Source organism: Guyparkeria sp., assembly GCF_041687595.1.
Classification (GTDB): domain Bacteria; phylum Pseudomonadota; class Gammaproteobacteria; order Halothiobacillales; family Halothiobacillaceae; genus Guyparkeria.
Genome location: NZ_JAWLBP010000021.1, coordinates 1 through 15,100 on the forward strand (window position 1 = coordinate 1; position 15,100 = coordinate 15,100).

Here is a 15,100-nt window from a genome sequence, read left to right on the forward strand (position 1 = left end):
GTTGGTAGAGCGGAGCCCTTACAAGGCTTAGGTCGGGAGTTCGAGCCTCTCACCACCCACCATCATCTCAAAAGCAGCGGTAGTTCAGTTGGTTAGAATACCGGCCTGTCACGCCGGGGGTCGCGGGTTCGAGTCCCGTCCGCTGCGCCACACTCCGAAAGGCCCGCCTCTGGCGGGCCTTTCTTCGTCTGGAATCCCCGAGTCGCCCGGGCAATGCCCGCTCCCTCGCCCGGCCTGTCCGGGTCAGGGATTTCTCGGCTGGCCGCGCAGGGGCTGCAGCCACTGCCAGGCCTCGCCCTGTGCCCGTTGCAGGGTGGCCGACGCGTCCGTCGTCATCCGCTTGAAGCCGGCCTCCAGGTCGGCTGGCTGCCAAGGCTGGCGGCGGTAGATCAACACGGTGTTCAGTCGGTCGGGGATGTGCGCCACCAGGGCATCCTGGTGGAGATGGGCGGCAAACTGCCGATGGATGTCGACCACCGCCCGCATCGTGTTGCGCCAGACATTCACGCAGACCAGCCCCCCGTCGTCGAGCCTGGCCACCAGGCTTTCGACCGTCTCGTCCGGCAGTCGGACCATGCCCTCATCGTCGAATACGTCTAGCAGGAGGAGGTCGGCCCGCTGCCAGCCCGGGTGCCAATCCGGGTCGGTGATGTCGGCGAATTCCAGAGTGAGCCGGGGGTGGTCGAGCGCCAGGCCGAAATGACGGGAGGCGATCGGCCCGAGCGATTCACGCAGATCGGTCGCGTGGATGCTAGACTCGGTATGTTCGAGAAGAAACTTCGCCATGACGCCGCCGCCGAGACCGAGCATGGCGATCCGCGAAGGATCAGGGTGTAGCGCCACCGGCAGGGTCATGGCCTTGTAGTAGGCGAACGACAGCCGCTCGGGTGCCTCGGGGCGCCACGCCGACTGGGCTGTCTGGTTGCCGAAGTGCAGGGACACCTCGCCACCCTGCTCGGTGACCTCCAGCGTGCCGAATGGATCACGCTGCCTCTCCAGTATTCGATGTTTCACGCGGTCCCCCGCTGCGCCGACGAGGCGTGGGCGTGGTTACCGGCAGGCAGAACTTCGGGGTGTCGGCGCGGTCTCTGTGGTTCCATGGGTGTGTACGCAGAATGAACGAAGACGAGTCGAGGAAAGAATGATGTTGACGAGGGCTTTCCCGGGCGTGAGGGGAATTATCGATCATCTGGCCGTCGCCTGCATGGTCGCGGCCATGCTTCTGATGGCGGGGCTCGCCCAGGCGGCGGAATTCTCGGTGGGCGAGAAGGTGTTCGTGCCGATGTTCCAGCCCAATCCCGAACTCGACGGCTATGCCGAGGGCATGGTCGAGGAGATCCACGAGGACGGCACGCTCACGTTGAAGATCAACAAGGTCGAGACCGGCAAGGGCAAGACGCTCAGTGGGACCTGCCACCCCTCGGGCGGCACACCGCTGGCCGGCGCTCGGGTCGTGTCCGACGACCCCGAGGAGCTGGTGATCGAACAGCGCCTGCCCGCGGGCGACGTGATGCCCTATCGTCGCGGCAGCCAGATCTACCTCGAGCGGGAGAACCTGAGCATCGCCTACCTCAAGTACCTCGGCAGCGGCATGGGGATGACGCCGGATCGTCTCGATGTCGCGATTCGGCGAGCCCGCGAGACGGGGCTGCCGAAGATGGTCACGGCCATGCAGATCGCCAAGGCGCAGGTGGTCTCGACCCAGGGTCGCGGTTTCCCGGTGCCGGCCACGCGAGCGCTGCAGAAGGCGGCTCCCATGCTCGACGAGGTCGCCGAGAAGCTGGAGGCGCATCCCGAGTCGGTCGAGGAGGCCGAGCGGATCCTCGGCGGGACCACGCCGAGTCATCGTGATGACCCGTTGGCCGCCGTCATCGTGCGGCTGCACGAGATCCTCGAGGATCAGCTCGGCGACCTCGCGGACATCAGCGCCGATCCGCGCGAGGTGCCGGGATATTCCGCTGACGAGATCCTCGCGATCCATACCGGCTGGTACCGGGTGATGACCGCCAACGATACCCGGTCGTTCCAGAACGCCGACGTGGCCTTCTACCGCGAGCGTGCCGAAAAGGCCATTGCCGACGGTGAGTGGCCCGACCTGCTGTGACGCTGCCCCGGTGCCGGGGGATCGCGGCGCCAATCGGCCCGCCCAACGCAAACCGCCCGGTCCGGGAGTGATCCGGCCGGGCGGTTTCTTGCGGGCACCGGGTCCGGTGCGGCGGGACTACTTCTGGTAGCGCTGCTTCCATTCCTCGTAGGGCATGCCGTAGACATGCTCGCGCGCCTCGGCGTCATCCAGCTCGATGCCACGGCTTTCGGCTTCCTCGCGCAGCCAGCGGGACAGGCAGTTGCGACAGAAACCGGCGAGGTTCATCAAGTCGATGTTCTGCACGTCGGTGCGTTCCTGCAGATGGGCCACCAGGCGACGGAAGGCGGCCGCCTCGAGTTGATCACGGTTGCTCGAATCGATCGGCATGGGCAGGGTTCTCCTCGCGAGGATGGGGATCAGTGGTCCGGGGTGCGCGTGTCGTAGGTAACGGCGTGCAGCGCGCCCGATTCCAGGGCCGGCTTGAGGATGCGGTTGAGCATCTGGTGCTGCTGGAGCAGCGACTTGCCGACAAAGGCCTCGCTGGTCACCGCGATGCGGAAATTGCAGCCTTCGCCGTCCGGACGCACCCGGGCGTCGGGTAGTTCGGCCTGAATCAGCTCGATGATCTCGTTGTCGGTCATCTGCGGATGTTCCTCCGGTCTTATGGGGAGTCGGGTTGGCGCGCGTCCCGCAGCACGGGGGCAAGCAGGTCGGCACGCCATCCCTGGTTGAGTCGTGATGGCCGATCCGGGTTGGCCAGATGATGTTTCAGCTCGGCGCTGGTGGCCAGCCGGGACGGGCATATCGACTCCCGTTCGGCCAACTGCTCGAGCCGGTTTCGGCGGGATTTTAACAGTTCCCGGTCCTCCGGCGGCAGGGCGGGGCCACGACGGAGCTCCGGCCAGTGGCTGGGCGGTCGATCCAGCTCGCGGGCGATGGCATCGGCGAGGCGCCGGATGCGGTCGTCGTCGCCGCGCAGTGGGCTGCGACCGGTTTCGAGCATGGGGGTGATCTGACCGGGGTCCACCGGGTGGGGCAGACCGGCAATGGCCCGGGCGAGCTCCAGCAGGGCCTCGTCGCGCCACACCCAGCGGCGAGGCAGGTCCCGCTCGCGGGCGAGCTGTTCGCGGCAGGCAGTGAGGGGGCGGAGGACGGCCAGGCCGGCCCGGTTGAGCGTCTGCACGCCGCGAACCTTCTTCCATCGACGCTGATCGGCGGGCGCGAACCGTGCCGGGTCGGTCTGCCGCGCGGTTTCCTCGTCCATCCACTCGAGCCGGCCGGTCCGTGCCAGGCGCTCGTGCAGCAGGGGAAAGATCCGTCCGAGCTGGAAGACGTCCTGCACGGCATAGTCCCACTGCGCCTCGGAGAGAGGGCGGGCCAGCCAGTCGCTGCGGACCTGCGCCTTGTCGAGCGCGATGCCGAGCAGCTTCTCGACCAGGGCGGCGTAGCTCAGCTGTGCCCCGATGCCGAGCAGTTCCGCGGCGATCTGCGTGTCGAACACCTGCCGCGGCAGGCGTCCGGCCGCCGTCAGGATCAGGTCGAGGTCCTGGTCGGCGGCGTGCAGGACGACGGGCTTGTCGGTCGAGACGATGCGTTCCCAGAGCGGGGAGAGGTCGAGCCCCGCCAGCGGGTCGACCAGCCAGACGGTACCCGGCGTGGCGATCTGCAGCAGGGCCAGTCGGGGGAAGTAGGTGCGCTCGCGGACGAACTCGGTGTCCAGCGGCAGGTAGTCCGCCTTGGCCATGGCGTCAAGCAGCTCGTCGAGCTGCTCCTTGCGGGTGACGAGGTGGACCGTGGGCGCGTCGACACTCATGCGGTCAGGCGCTGTCGGCAGGTGCGTGCGTCGGCGAGCGGGAGAGACCCATGCCGGTCAGTCGTCTGACTCGATGATCTCCACCGACTCGATACGCACCGTCTCCCGGGGCACGTCCCCGCGGAAGGGGCCGCTGGCGCCGGTGGGGATGTCGGCGATGCGCTCGACGGTGTCCATGCCCTCGATCACCTCGCCGAACACGGCATAGCCCGCGCCGGCGGCGCTGTCGTCACGCCGGTCCAGCGAGGGGTTGGCGGCCAGGTTGATGAAGAACTGCGAGGTGGCCGAATCGGGATCCGAGGTACGGGCCATCGACAAGGTGCCCACGCGGTTCTTCAGGCCGTTGCCCGCCTCGTTGGGAATCGGCGCGCGGGTTTCCTTGCGCTGGAAGTCCTCGGTCAGGCCGCCGCCCTGGATGACGAAGCCGGGGATGACCCGATGGAAGATCGTGCCCTCGAAGAAGCCCGATTCGGCGTACTCGATGAAGTTCGCCACGGTCTCGGGGGCTCGGTCGTCGAACAGCTCGATGACGATCGGACCATGAGAGGTTTGCATGCGCGCCTGCGTGTCGGCAGCCGCAGCGGCCGTACCTGCCAGGAAGAGCAGGCCGGCGGCGGCCGCCAAGGCGGACGAAAGGCGATCAGTCATCACGATGGACCCGCTCCAGGCGCTCGTGGCGCTCCTGCGCCTCGATCGTCAACGTGGCGATCGGCCGGGCCTCGAGCCGCTTGAGGCCGATTTCGTCGCCGGTCTCCTCGCAGAAGCCGTAGTCGCCGTCGTTGATGCGCTTCAATGCCTTGTCGATCTTGTTGATCAGCTTGCGGTAGCGGTCCCGGGTGCGCAGTTCGAGCGCGGCATCCGATTCCAGCGTCGCCCGGTCGTTGATGTCCGGCTCCTGCCAGTTTTCCTCGCGCAGGTGGTTGATGGTCGAGTCGGACTCGGTCATCAACTGCTCGCGCCAGGCAAGGAGCTTCTGCCGGAAGTACTCCAGCTGCATCGGGTTCATGTATTCCTCGTCTTCCGAGGGCTTGTAACCTTCCGGGAGTTCAACTGCCATGTCTTTTTACCACCTCTGCCCGAGCAGGCACTGAAAATGGGTTGGCGCCGAAAACGGCTTGTGGTGCGGCCCTGAGGATCCGCTGCCCGGTCGCCAACGGGCGTCGGGCAGTATAGGGGCGCATGATCGGGAGCGCAACGCCCACCCCGGCGGATTGGCGGTTGCCAATCAAGGGGTTGTCCGCTCCCGCGTGGTCTGGTCGAACACCTGCCGGTCACTGGTGAACACCCAGGTTCTCGTGATCACCAGCCGGTCGCGTTTTTCCGCCAGTTCCGGTGGGAACGGCGGATAGGGTGAGGCCGCCTGCAGCAGGTTGCGGGCGGCATTGTCCAGTGTCGTGCTGCCGGAGGAGCGGCGGATGGCGAGGTTGAGCACCTTGCCGTCCTTGCTGATCGTGGCCTCGAGCACGACCTCGCCCGAGATGTTCTCGTCGATCAGCGCGCGGGGATAGTGCTGGTTGCCGTAGACCTCGATCTGCCGCTTCCAGCGAGCCAGATAGTGGCCCTCGGGGCCGTTCTGGGTGCGGCTGGTGACGTAGCCGGTGCGCAGGGCGGCGTTCACCTGGGCGTGGAGCTGGTCGATCTGGTCCTGGGTGGAGATGGGGCGGTTGCTGTCGCTCGCTCCCGAGGCCCCCTTGCGCTGGTGGCCGGCTCCCTCGTCCATGGATGAGTCGGTCGGGCTTTCCGGGCCGGCCTGACCGGCCAGGGCGGGCTTGGTGGGCGTGTCCTCGGCCAGATCCGTCAGCCGTTGGCCGGCGTCGCGTGTCCGGTCGGATTGCGGGGCATCCAGCGTGATCTCGATCATCGGCGGGGTTTCGGCCTCAGGCTGCGTGATCTCGACCAGCAGGATGATCAGGTGGACCACCACGGCAATTCCCACGGCGACCTTCAGGGCCCGTGATGAGTCCAGTGGTTCAGCGGGTATGCCCTGTCTCGTCCTTGTCGACAGTACGGCCATGCGTTCGGCGATCTCCATTTTCCTTGTCGGCAGGGTCAGAATTCCTGCCAACTGCCCTGACGGGGCTGAGTGAGGTCGACCATCTTAGCGGCCATGCCGGCATCCCGCCACAGGTCTCCGTCACGGGTAACCAGCAGGGCCCCGTCCAGATGCAGATCCCGGACGAGTCGACCGGCGTCTTCCGGGGCGGTGAGCATCAGGGCCGTGGCCGCCCCGTCGGCCAGGGGGGCGTCCGCGGCCAGCACCGTGGTGCCCGTGTTCACTTGCGCGGGCCGACCGGTCAGTGGGTCCAGGATGTGGCTCCAGGTCCGGCCCCGATAGCGCAGGCGCCGCTGGTAGTCCCCGGAGCTGCACAGGGCCTGCCTGCCGCTGGCCATCACCCCGCCCAGCACGTGATCGCCGCGCGGATCGCGAATGCCGAGTTGCCAGCTCCTCAGGCCGGCCGACCCCAGTGTGAACAGGTCGCCGCCGGTATCCAGCAGGCAGTTCTCTACCCCGAGTGCCTCGAGTGCGTCGAGCACCCGCGTGGCGGCGTAGCCTTCCGCCAGCGCGTTGAAATCAAGTTGGACGCGAGGGTTGCTGACGTGCAGACGCTCTCCCTCGACATGGACGTCGTCGAGCGAGGGTGCATGCTCGAGCCACTCGTCGATTTCGGCTTCCGAGGGCGGGGCCGGACTGTGGTCGCCCGCGTTGGAATGGAAGCCCCACATCTCGATCAGGCCGCCGACGCTGGGGTCGAAACGTCCCCCGGTGGCATCAAACAGCCGCCGTGAGACCGCGATCAGTTCCCGGATCTCGGTGCTGACGGGCGCCTCGCCGTCCCGGGCGAGGCGGCGGTTGAGCTGGGTCAGTTCGCCGTCCTTCCAGGGATGCAGGCGGCGGTAGAGGGGTTCGACGATCTCCTCGGCGGCGCGTACCGCGGCGTTCACCCGTTCGGGCGGAGTGGCGTGAAAGCGGAGCGTCCAGACCTGGTCGAAGACCGTGAAGCCGGCCTCGATCGCCTCTTCCGGTCCGCCGCAGCCGACCATGGGCAGCAGGGACGCGAACCCGCCCAGCAGTCGTCGTCTGCCGCGGTCGATCATCGCGTCACGCGGGTGGCGAGGAAGTCGAGCATCCGGCCAGTGACGTCGATGCCGCAGGCGGCGCTGATCTCGCGGGCGCAGGTCGGGCTGGTGACGTTGATCTCGGTCAGCCAGTCGCCGATCACGTCCAGGCCGACGAACCAGTGGCCGCGCTCGGCCAGCCACGGCCCCACGGCGGCGGCTATCTCCCGGTCCCGCTCACGCAGCGGCACCACCTCGCCGCGACCGCCGGCGGCGAGGTTGGCGCGGAAGCTCTTCTCGCCCGGCACACGCAGCAGGGCGTGATCGACCGGCTCGCCGTCGATCAGCAGGATGCGCCGGTCGCCGGTGCGGATCTCGGGCAGGTAGCGCTGGGCCATGACCAGCTCGGTCTCGTCGCGGGTCATCACCTCGAGGATGACCTGGGCGTTGACGTCGTCTTCGTGGATCTTGAACACGGACGCGCCGCCCATGGCGTCCAGCGGCTTGACCACGATCTCACCCTGCGCGGCGGCAAAGGCGTGCAATTGCTCGATCGAGCGGCTGACCAGTGTCGGCGGGCAGAATTGCGGGAAGTGCTGGGCAAGGAGCTTCTCGTTGGCCGCCCGCACGGCGTCGGGCCGGTTGGCGACCACGACCCCGGCCTGTTCGGCCAGGGACAGCAGGCCGGTGACGTAGTGGTAATCGAGGTCGATCGGCGGGTCCTGACGCTGGAGGACGATGTCGAAATCCGCCAGGTCGCGGACCTGCTTCTCGCCCAGTTCATGGAACCGCTCGGCGCGGTCGAAAACGCGCACCGGCGCGCAGGAGGCCCGCGGGCGACCGTCGGCGAAGAACAGCCACTCCGGCTCGATGTACCAGCACTCCCAGTCGCGTGCCTGCGCGCTGAGCAGAAACGCGAAGGAGGTGTCCTTCCAGGGCTTGATCCGCTCGATCGGATCCATCACGACGGCCAGGCGCATCTTGTCGACTCCGAAGTAGTTCTGGTTGTCAGGCGGGCTCGTCCTCGCCCCCGAGCAGGTCCTGCTGCTCGCGGGCCGCGGCGAGCAGGGCGAGGCGGGCGACCACGCCGTAGCAGTACAGCCGGTTCTGGTCACTGTCGGGCGAGGCATCGGGCGCCGGCAGCACGCAGGGCTGCGTGAAGGGTAGAGGCACGAACTCCGCGCCCGGGGAGTTGAGGTTTTCGCTCTGTCCCTTCTTGGTGTGAACGCGGTAGAAGCCCCCGACCACGTGCCGGTCGATCATGTAGAGCACCGGCTCGGCAACGTGCCCGTTCGAGCCGAGCTGCTCGAAGCTGTAGATTCCTTCCTGGATCAGCACGCGGTTGATGCCGCGGCCCTCCTTGGATGCGGCCATGCGGGTGCGCTGCTTTCGGTTCAGGCCGACCACGTCATCGGTCGACTGCGCCATCATCACGCCCATGCCGTAGGTGCCGGCATCCGCCTTGATCACGACAAACGGCTTTTCCTTGATCTCCAGTTCGTCGTACTTGGCCTGGATCGCCTCGAGCATCTCGCCGACCTTCTGCTCCAGGCAGGCCTCGCCCTCGCGCTTCATGAAATCGATCTGGCCGCAGTCGAGTATCATCGGAGACAGGTGCCAGGGGTCGAGGTCGATCAGCTCGGCCAGTTCCTGCGAGAGGCTCTGGTAGTGGCTGAAATGGTTGAACTTGGAGCGGTTCCACCAGCCCAGCGAGGTGGGCGGCACCACGGTCTGCTCGATGTCTTCCAGTATCTCCTCGCGCCCGCCGGACAGGTCGTTGTTGAGCACGATGGTGCAGGGCGAGAAGCCGTCCACCTCGATCCGTCGACCAACGCGACAGATCGGGTGCTGCACCAGCTTGCGGCCCGAGGGCAGGTCGAAGGTCTGGGCCGCGTCGATGTCTTCCAGCGAGCCGATGCGGGTCTCGAATCCGGCCATCTCGAAGAGATCGGCCATGGTGGCCACCGACTCGAGGTAGTAGAGGTTGCGCGTGTGCCGCTCGGGAATGATCAGCATCCCGCGCGCCTCGGGGCAGGCGTGCTCGACCGCCGACTGGATGGCATGCACCACCAGGGGGTCGAAGCTGTGGTTGAGATTGTTGAACCCGGCGGGGAAGAGGTTGGTGTCCACCGGTCCGAGCTTGTAGCCGGCGTTGCGCAGGTCGACCGAGGCATAGAAGGGAGCGGGCGTGCGCCGCCACTGCTCGCGGAACCAGGCCTCGATCTGCCGGCGGTTGTCGATGATGTGCGACTCGATCATCAGCAGCGGGCCGCAGTAGGTGGCCGCCAGTTCCGGTGTCTGGTCGGTGCGGTCCAGTTGCAGGGCTGATTGGTTGTCTGTCATCCGGTTTTCGTCCCAGTCTTCACGGGTTTGGGCCCCGGGCCGCGGGTGGGCGGGGCGACTTGGCCTCCCATTGTAAACGAAGCCCGCGCCGAGTTTCCGTGGACGGGTGTTTGCCAAACCCTGCCGCGTTGGTTACATTCCGGCAGGTAGGCACGGCACGACATCGGCCAGCAGCAAGGATGAATACATGGAAGCGACAGACAATCATGCAAGCCTCGATGGCCTGAGGGTCCTGGTGGTCGATGACAGCAAGACCATCCGGCGCACGGCCGACAGCATTCTCAGTAAGGCCGGTTGCGAGGTGGAGAGCGCCATCGACGGTTTCGACGCGCTGGCGCGAATCGGCAGTTTCGACCCGGACGTGGTGATCATCGATATCCTCATGCCTCGCCTCGACGGCTACCAGACCACCGCGCTGATCAAGAACAACGACCGCTTCGCCGATACCCCCATCATCCTGCTCTCGAGCAAGGACAGTATCTTCGACAAGGCGCGGGGACGCATCGTTGGCGCTTCCGACTATCTCACCAAGCCCTTCAACAGTGACGAGATCCTGACGGCCGTGCGGCGGTTCGCCGAGGATCGCGCGGTTGCCGGCGAAGGGGTCGCGGCCGACTGATGCACGAATTCCGGCGTCACGGGGCTGTCGTGGCGCCACCAATAACATGCGGAAATTTTCTACGAGGACAGGGTAGTGGCTCACATCGTTGTCATTGACGACTCTCCGACCGAGGTATACGTACTCCAGTCGATTCTGGAGAAGAACGGACACAAGGTGTCCGTGGCGAGCAGCGGGGAGGAGGGCATCGAGCTGGTGCGCAGTGTCCGCCCCGACGCCGTGCTGATGGATGTGGTCATGCCGGGGATGAACGGCTTCCAGGCCACTCGGACCCTCAACAAGGACAGCGAGACGGCCGATATCCCGGTCATCATCGTCACCACCAAGGACCAGCAGACAGACCGCATCTGGGGCATGCGCCAGGGCGCCAAGGAATACCTGGTCAAGCCCGTCAAGGAAGCGGACCTGATCGACGTGCTGAAGAACGTGATCGGCTGACGGCATGCAGCGCGCAGAGGACGTCTTCGACTATCTCGGCTGGATCGTTTCCCAGGTCGAGCAGCATGCGGTGGGTCTGCCTCGCAACGAAGAGCATGCGCGCACCTGGCAGGGAATCCTGTTCGCCGTCCAGGGGCGCCGCATGCTGGTCGCGCTGGACGAGGTCCGCGCGATCCTCGCACCGCCCCGGACTGTCGTCCTCCCGGGCGCGCGCAGCTGGGTGGTCGGCCTGGCCAACGTCCGGGGCGAGCTGACCGGCGTGTTCGACCTGGGCCGCTTCTGGTTTGACACGCCGACCCCCGCCTCCCGTCACGGCGTGGTCTTTCTCGCCAAGCACTCTGCAGCCGCCACGGCCTTCATGGTGGAGCGGTCCTACGGCATCCGTCAGGTGACCCATGGCGGTGAACGCCCCTTGAGCGAATCCGAGCACAATCGCGATCTCGCGGCCCTGCCGGGGTTCAGCCAGGAGGTGCAGGTCAACGAGGAATGGCTGCCGATTCTGGAGCTTCGTTCGCTGCTGAGCAGCGACGGCTTCCTCAACGCGGTGGCGTGATGCGGGTCGGCAGGGATTTTCCGTCAGAACAACTACAACGATGAATTCCATTCAGGAGTAAGTGGCAGCTATGAGTCTTGGCGCACGGATGGGCGGCATCAGCCGCAAGATACTTGTCCTCGTGGTTCTCGCGGTGCTCGCCTTGGTCGCGACCGTTGTCGTGTTCATCTACTCGGCACAGCGAGATCAGGATTTCCTCGAACGACGCCTCGCCGGCGCCGCGCTCGAGCGAAACGCTCAGGAGTTGACGATCGAGGTCCTGCGGGCCAGCCGTGGTAACGAGGAGGCCTTCGATCGAGTGCAGTCGATCCGTGCGGACCTGACCGACAACCTCAACGCCCTGCAGGGTCAGGATGCGCAGAACCCGCACATGGAGGTGCCCGCATCGCGTGAGCGGATGCTGGCCGGTGTCGCGTCACGCTGGTCGGAGTACAACGAGTCGCTCAGCAAGGTGCTCGAGGGGCGTTCGGCGATCCTGGGGGTCGGCGAGCAGTCGCGTCAGATCAATGAAATCCTGCCGGATCTCACCGCGGCCTCGGATGACGTGGTGCAGTCACTGGTGGCCAACGAGGCCCCGCCGAGCGTGATCTATCTGGCGACCCGGCAGCTCATGTTCGTCGAGCGCATCGGCACCACCCTCGACGAGATCACCGGCGGCGGCGAGCAGGCGGTCAACGCCTCGGAGCGCTTCGGTCGTGACGTGGCGCTGTTCGGTGGCGTCCTGAACGGCCTGCTCAACGGCAACCGCATGGCCCCCCGGGTGAGCGATCCGCAGGTCCGCGACGGCCTGCGCGAGGTCGGGGTGCTCTTTGCCACGGTCAACCAGCTGGTTTCCTCCGTACTCGAGCAGGCGCCGGCACTGCTGGCCGCCAACCAGGCCGCCCGCGAAATCGATCGGCTGTCCGGCGAATTCACCGGCGCGACCTCCGAGTTCGCGGAGACGCTGGCCAACGACCAGAACGAGGCGGCCCAGTTCATCTACATCGGCTACGCCACTGGCGCGATTGCCCTGCTGTTCCTGATCTGGCTCGGTGTCACGCTGGTTCGCGAGTCCCGCCAGGCGCTCGCCGAGACCGAGGCGACCAACCAGCGGAACCAGGCCGCGATCCTTCGTCTCCTCGACGAGATGATGACGCTGGCCGACGGTGACCTCACCGCGCATACCACGGTCACCGAGGACATCACCGGCGCGATCGCCGACTCGGTCAACTACACCATTGACGCCCTGCGTGACCTCGTCGGTACCATCAACGACACCTCGGTACGCGTTGCCGAGGCGGTGCGGAACTCCCAGGACAGCTCCCGCGCCCTGGCGGAGAAATCCCGTGGCCAGGCCCAGCGGATCACCGAGATCTCGGACGCGATCGCGCAGATGTCCGACGAGATCCAGAGCGTCTCGGTCAGCGCCCAGCAGTCGGCCCAGATCGCCGAATCCTCGGTCGACGTGGCCCACCGCGGCGGTGATGCCGTGCGGGAGACCATCAAGGGCATGAACCAGACCCGGGAGCAGATCCAGGAGACCTCCAAGCGACTCAAGCGTCTGGGTGAATCCTCCCAGGAGATCGGGGACATCGTCGGCCTGATCACGGACATCGCCGACCAGACCAACATCCTGGCACTGAACGCCGCCATCCAGGCGGCCATGGCGGGCGAGGCCGGCCGAGGCTTCGCGGTGGTCGCCGACGAGGTGCAGCGCCTCGCCGAGCGTGTCAGTGACGCGACCCGCCAGATCGAGCTGCTGGTAAACACCATCCAGACCGACACCTCCGAGGCGATGCTCGCGATGGAGCAGACCACCTCCAACGTTGTCGACGGGGCGACCCTGGCGGAGAACGCCGGCAAGGCGCTGTCGGAGATCGAGAGCGTCTCGCTGAAGCTCTCCCAGCAGATCAACGACATCACCTCGGTGGCCCAGAAGGAGGCCTCGGTCGCGACCGAGCTGCGTGAGGCGGTCAACCGGATTAGTCAGGAAACCCAGCAGACGGCCGACAATGCCACCCTGGCGGCGGACGAGATCGGGGAGCTGGGCTCGCTCTCCGAGGAGCTCAACCGTTCGGTCGCCGGCTTTACCATGCCGGAGCGGGACGAGCCGCAGCTCGAATCCTCGGACGAGGAGTGGGCCGAGCCTGCCGAAAAGCGGGCCTGAGGTCGCCGGCTCTAGAAAGCATGAATCCGGATTCGGGGCACAGCATGCCCCGGGTGTTCCAGCAGGCGGGATGCCGAAAGGCGGTGAACTGAGATGCGGACAGAAAGGAAAGTCGACGCCATCGTTTTCGACTGGCTCCGTGAGGGGTTGGAAGAACGGCTGGCGGAGCTGCTGAGAGCGCTCGAGCAGCTTTCTGAGGGCGAGAACGTCACCGAGCACGTCTTCGATGCCACCCTGGCATTGCAAACCCTCGACCGCGTCTTCGCCATGGTGGATATCCAGCTGGTCCGGGTGCTCATCCGGACCCAGCTGGCCGCGCTGGAAGCGATCGAGCGGGTGGGCGCCGAGGACGACACGGCACTGTCTGCCCAGATCGAGTCGGCCGCCCTGCTCGGGGCGCTACTGGACCGCATGTCCACCGGCGCGGCCGTCAATGCGCCTAGCCTCCTGCCGATGGTCAACCGGCTGCGGGGCAGCATGGGTCAACCTGCCCTGGGCGTGCGCGATCTCGCCTCCCGTGCCTACCTCCTTCAGGCCGAGCATGAACTCGGCAAGCTGTCCGTGGACGCCGACGGCGTGACCGAGGAACGGTTGCGCCAGTTGCTCCGGCAGATGGAGCGCGAGGTGCTCTCGGTCATGCGCAACGACTGGACGGTGCTGCCGGGACTGCGGGACCTCTCCCTGCGCATCATTGCCCACGAGCGCAGCCGCAGTGCGATCATCGCCGTGCGGGTCTTTGGCGAACTGCTTCGGCTGACCGAGCAGGACCCCGACCGGTATTCACCGCTGCTCAAGCGGGCCGTGGGCCGTGTCCTGCAGCTCTTCCGCCTGCAGATGAGTTCCCGCAGCGAGGTCGTGATCGAGCATGCGGGCCTCGATCTGGGGGCCACCGTTCTCGTTGCCATGCTCGACCAGGTCGATGACGACGCGATCATCTGCGACGACACGGCCGCCGACTGGCGTGCCCAGCTGGCAGGGGCTGACGGGGCCGCCCGGTTTGTCGGACTGGACGCGCATGCACTCGGCGCGGTTGCCGAGGCCCTGCAGGAGGAGATCCTGGTCACGCAGGACGTGCTCGACCTCTTCGCGCGCGGCAAGCGCAACGACCTCGAGCCACTCAACCGAATCACCTCCCGGTTCCAGCAGATGAGCGGCGTGTTGCGTTCGCTGGGATACGTGGCGGCGGCGGACGCGCTGAACGACGGCGCCGAGCGGTTGCTTGAGGTGATCAACGGTTCGGCCGAACTCGACGACCCCCTGCTGATGGATCTTGCCGGCACGGTGATGCTGGTCGAGCAGGTGGTGGCCGGCATTCCCCGCAGCATGGACGGTGCGGCGGTGGGCGCCACGCTTCACGACCAGACCGTGGCCGAATCCATCGGGGCGATCGCCACGGCGGCGTACGAGAACCTCGCCTCCGCTCGCGAAAAGGTCAATGCCGGCCTGGCCGGGGACGCCGGCGAGAACGCCGGCGACCGGGCCAATCCCTTCCGCCAGGCGGCGGACAACCTCGGTGGCATCGGTGAGGTTCTCCGACTCGCCGACCGGGATGCCGCGCTGCCGCTGGTGGAGGCACTGGCGCGCTGGGCGCGGGCCCAGAGTTTCGGAGCGCCCGTCGGCGACGAACACACGCTGTCCGCCCTGAGCGAGATCTTCGCCGCCGTGGAGTTCTATCTGGAGAATCTGCGCGATTTCCGCAAGGAGATCGTCCGGTTCCTCGATGGCCCGAAGCAGCGTATCGCGGACCTGCTGGCGACGATCGAGCCGCAAGCCGGCGAAGCCGATACCGCAGAGGCAGCGGCGGCCCCGGTCAGCGAGGTCGATGCCTCGCCGACGGAGCCTAGTCCCGTGCCCGAGGCCGAGGTGTCCACCGATCAGGACGAGCTGCTGGACTTCTGGCAGATCGAGCCGGAACAAGAGCCGGCAGCGGCGTCGTCCAGCACGGAACAGGCGCCGACGGAGTCCGAAGATGCCTCGGGTGAGCAACTCGAGAACGCGCTGGATTTCGCCCTCGACGAGGGCGATCGAGAGCAGCGGCTGGATAC

16 protein-coding genes and 1 tRNA gene are annotated in these 15,100 nt (G+C 66.7%); 7 read left to right on the forward strand and 10 right to left on the reverse strand.

The features are described 5' to 3' along the window. Positions 1 to 73: 73 nt before the first annotated feature. A tRNA-Asp gene (locus tag ACESL5_RS04915) sits at positions 74 to 150 on the forward strand. A gap of 93 nt (positions 151 to 243) precedes the next feature. On the opposite strand, the gene ACESL5_RS04920 is transcribed toward ACESL5_RS04915, so the two are convergent. Next, positions 244 to 1,014, reverse strand: coding sequence for a hypothetical protein (locus tag ACESL5_RS04920; RefSeq protein WP_372591671.1), 771 nt, complete (start codon positions 1,012 to 1,014; stop codon positions 244 to 246). A 127-nt stretch (positions 1,015 to 1,141) separates the two neighbouring features. On the opposite strand from ACESL5_RS04920, the gene ACESL5_RS04925 reads away from it, so the two are divergent. Then, positions 1,142 to 2,104, forward strand: a complete 963-nt coding sequence (locus ACESL5_RS04925; protein WP_372591672.1) for a hypothetical protein — start codon at positions 1,142 to 1,144, stop codon at positions 2,102 to 2,104. 117 nt (positions 2,105 to 2,221) lie between these two features. Here the strand turns inward: ACESL5_RS04925 and ACESL5_RS04930 are convergent, their stop codons facing one another. The 9 genes from ACESL5_RS04930 to gshA all read right to left on the reverse strand — a co-directional run bounded on the left by ACESL5_RS04930 (position 2,222) and on the right by gshA (position 9,299). Then, positions 2,222 to 2,467, reverse strand: coding sequence for a DUF1244 domain-containing protein (locus tag ACESL5_RS04930; RefSeq protein WP_372591696.1), 246 nt, complete (start codon positions 2,465 to 2,467; stop codon positions 2,222 to 2,224). A gap of 35 nt (positions 2,468 to 2,502) precedes the next feature. After that, positions 2,503 to 2,727: a BolA/IbaG family iron-sulfur metabolism protein gene (locus tag ACESL5_RS04935; RefSeq protein ID WP_372591673.1), complete on the reverse strand. Its 225-nt coding sequence runs from the start codon at positions 2,725 to 2,727 to the stop codon at positions 2,503 to 2,505. 20 nt (positions 2,728 to 2,747) lie between these two features. Beyond that, positions 2,748 to 3,899: a ribonuclease D gene (locus ACESL5_RS04940; RefSeq protein ID WP_372591674.1), complete on the reverse strand. Its 1,152-nt coding sequence runs from the start codon at positions 3,897 to 3,899 to the stop codon at positions 2,748 to 2,750. Positions 3,900 to 3,956: 57 nt separating this feature from the next. Further along, positions 3,957 to 4,547: a peptidylprolyl isomerase gene (locus ACESL5_RS04945; protein ID WP_372591697.1), complete on the reverse strand. Its 591-nt coding sequence runs from the start codon at positions 4,545 to 4,547 to the stop codon at positions 3,957 to 3,959. Further along, entirely contained in the window at positions 4,540 to 4,956 is a 417-nt protein-coding gene (gene dksA, locus ACESL5_RS04950; RefSeq protein ID WP_372591675.1) for an RNA polymerase-binding protein DksA, read from the reverse strand. Before dksA ends, ACESL5_RS04945 begins: the two co-directional genes overlap by 8 nt. Before the next feature lie 168 nt (positions 4,957 to 5,124). Next, positions 5,125 to 5,913, reverse strand: a complete 789-nt coding sequence (locus tag ACESL5_RS04955; RefSeq protein WP_372591676.1) for an energy transducer TonB — start codon at positions 5,911 to 5,913, stop codon at positions 5,125 to 5,127. 35 nt (positions 5,914 to 5,948) lie between these two features. Further along, a complete protein-coding gene (locus tag ACESL5_RS04960; RefSeq protein WP_372591677.1) occupies positions 5,949 to 6,995 on the reverse strand; it encodes an FAD:protein FMN transferase in 1,047 nt (348 codons plus the stop codon). Next, positions 6,992 to 7,936 carry a glutathione synthase gene (gene gshB / locus ACESL5_RS04965; RefSeq protein ID WP_372591678.1) on the reverse strand — a complete coding sequence of 315 codons (945 nt, stop codon included), beginning with the start codon at positions 7,934 to 7,936 and terminating at the stop codon, positions 6,992 to 6,994. The genes ACESL5_RS04960 and gshB overlap by 4 nt, the downstream gene beginning before the upstream one ends. 28 nt (positions 7,937 to 7,964) lie before the next feature. Next, a complete protein-coding gene (gene gshA / locus ACESL5_RS04970) occupies positions 7,965 to 9,299 on the reverse strand; it encodes a glutamate--cysteine ligase (protein WP_372591679.1) in 1,335 nt (444 codons plus the stop codon). A 187-nt stretch (positions 9,300 to 9,486) separates the two neighbouring features. Here gshA and ACESL5_RS04975 point away from each other — a divergent pair, with 187 nt between their 5' ends. The 5 genes from ACESL5_RS04975 to ACESL5_RS04995 form a co-directional block, all read left to right on the forward strand. Continuing rightward, a complete protein-coding gene (locus ACESL5_RS04975) occupies positions 9,487 to 9,918 on the forward strand; it encodes a response regulator (RefSeq protein ID WP_372591680.1) in 432 nt (143 codons plus the stop codon). 75 nt (positions 9,919 to 9,993) lie between these two features. Continuing rightward, a complete protein-coding gene (locus ACESL5_RS04980; RefSeq protein ID WP_372591681.1) occupies positions 9,994 to 10,356 on the forward strand; it encodes a PleD family two-component system response regulator in 363 nt (120 codons plus the stop codon). Positions 10,357 to 10,360: 4 nt separating this feature from the next. Next, positions 10,361 to 10,909 carry a chemotaxis protein CheW gene (locus ACESL5_RS04985; RefSeq protein WP_372591682.1) on the forward strand — a complete coding sequence of 183 codons (549 nt, stop codon included), beginning with the start codon at positions 10,361 to 10,363 and terminating at the stop codon, positions 10,907 to 10,909. 70 nt (positions 10,910 to 10,979) lie between these two features. After that, a complete protein-coding gene (locus ACESL5_RS04990) occupies positions 10,980 to 13,055 on the forward strand; it encodes a methyl-accepting chemotaxis protein (RefSeq protein WP_372591683.1) in 2,076 nt (691 codons plus the stop codon). 93 nt (positions 13,056 to 13,148) lie between these two features. Then, a partial coding sequence (locus ACESL5_RS04995) for a hypothetical protein (RefSeq protein WP_372591684.1) occupies positions 13,149 to 15,100 on the forward strand: 1,952 nt, incomplete at its 3' end.

Bases quoted from the DNA above. Each gene is read 5' to 3' on its own strand.
- gshA (WP_372591679.1), bottom strand. From the start codon at position 9,299: ATGACAGACAACCAATCAGCCCTGCAACTGGACCGCACCGACCAGACA.
- ACESL5_RS04935 (WP_372591673.1), bottom strand. From the start codon at position 2,727: ATGACCGACAACGAGATCATCGAGCTGATTCAGGCCGAACTACCCGAC.
- ACESL5_RS04940 (WP_372591674.1), bottom strand. From the start codon at position 3,899: ATGAGTGTCGACGCGCCCACGGTCCACCTCGTCACCCGCAAGGAGCAG.
- ACESL5_RS04945 (WP_372591697.1), bottom strand. From the start codon at position 4,547: ATGACTGATCGCCTTTCGTCCGCCTTGGCGGCCGCCGCCGGCCTGCTC.
- ACESL5_RS04925 (WP_372591672.1), top strand. From the start codon at position 1,142: ATGATGTTGACGAGGGCTTTCCCGGGCGTGAGGGGAATTATCGATCAT.
- gshB (WP_372591678.1), bottom strand. From the start codon at position 7,936: ATGCGCCTGGCCGTCGTGATGGATCCGATCGAGCGGATCAAGCCCTGG.
- ACESL5_RS04955 (WP_372591676.1), bottom strand. From the start codon at position 5,913: ATGGCCGTACTGTCGACAAGGACGAGACAGGGCATACCCGCTGAACCA.
- ACESL5_RS04975 (WP_372591680.1), top strand. From the start codon at position 9,487: ATGGAAGCGACAGACAATCATGCAAGCCTCGATGGCCTGAGGGTCCTG.
- ACESL5_RS04985 (WP_372591682.1), top strand. From the start codon at position 10,361: ATGCAGCGCGCAGAGGACGTCTTCGACTATCTCGGCTGGATCGTTTCC.
- dksA (WP_372591675.1), bottom strand. From the start codon at position 4,956: ATGGCAGTTGAACTCCCGGAAGGTTACAAGCCCTCGGAAGACGAGGAA.
- ACESL5_RS04960 (WP_372591677.1), bottom strand. From the start codon at position 6,995: ATGATCGACCGCGGCAGACGACGACTGCTGGGCGGGTTCGCGTCCCTG.
- ACESL5_RS04990 (WP_372591683.1), top strand. From the start codon at position 10,980: ATGAGTCTTGGCGCACGGATGGGCGGCATCAGCCGCAAGATACTTGTC.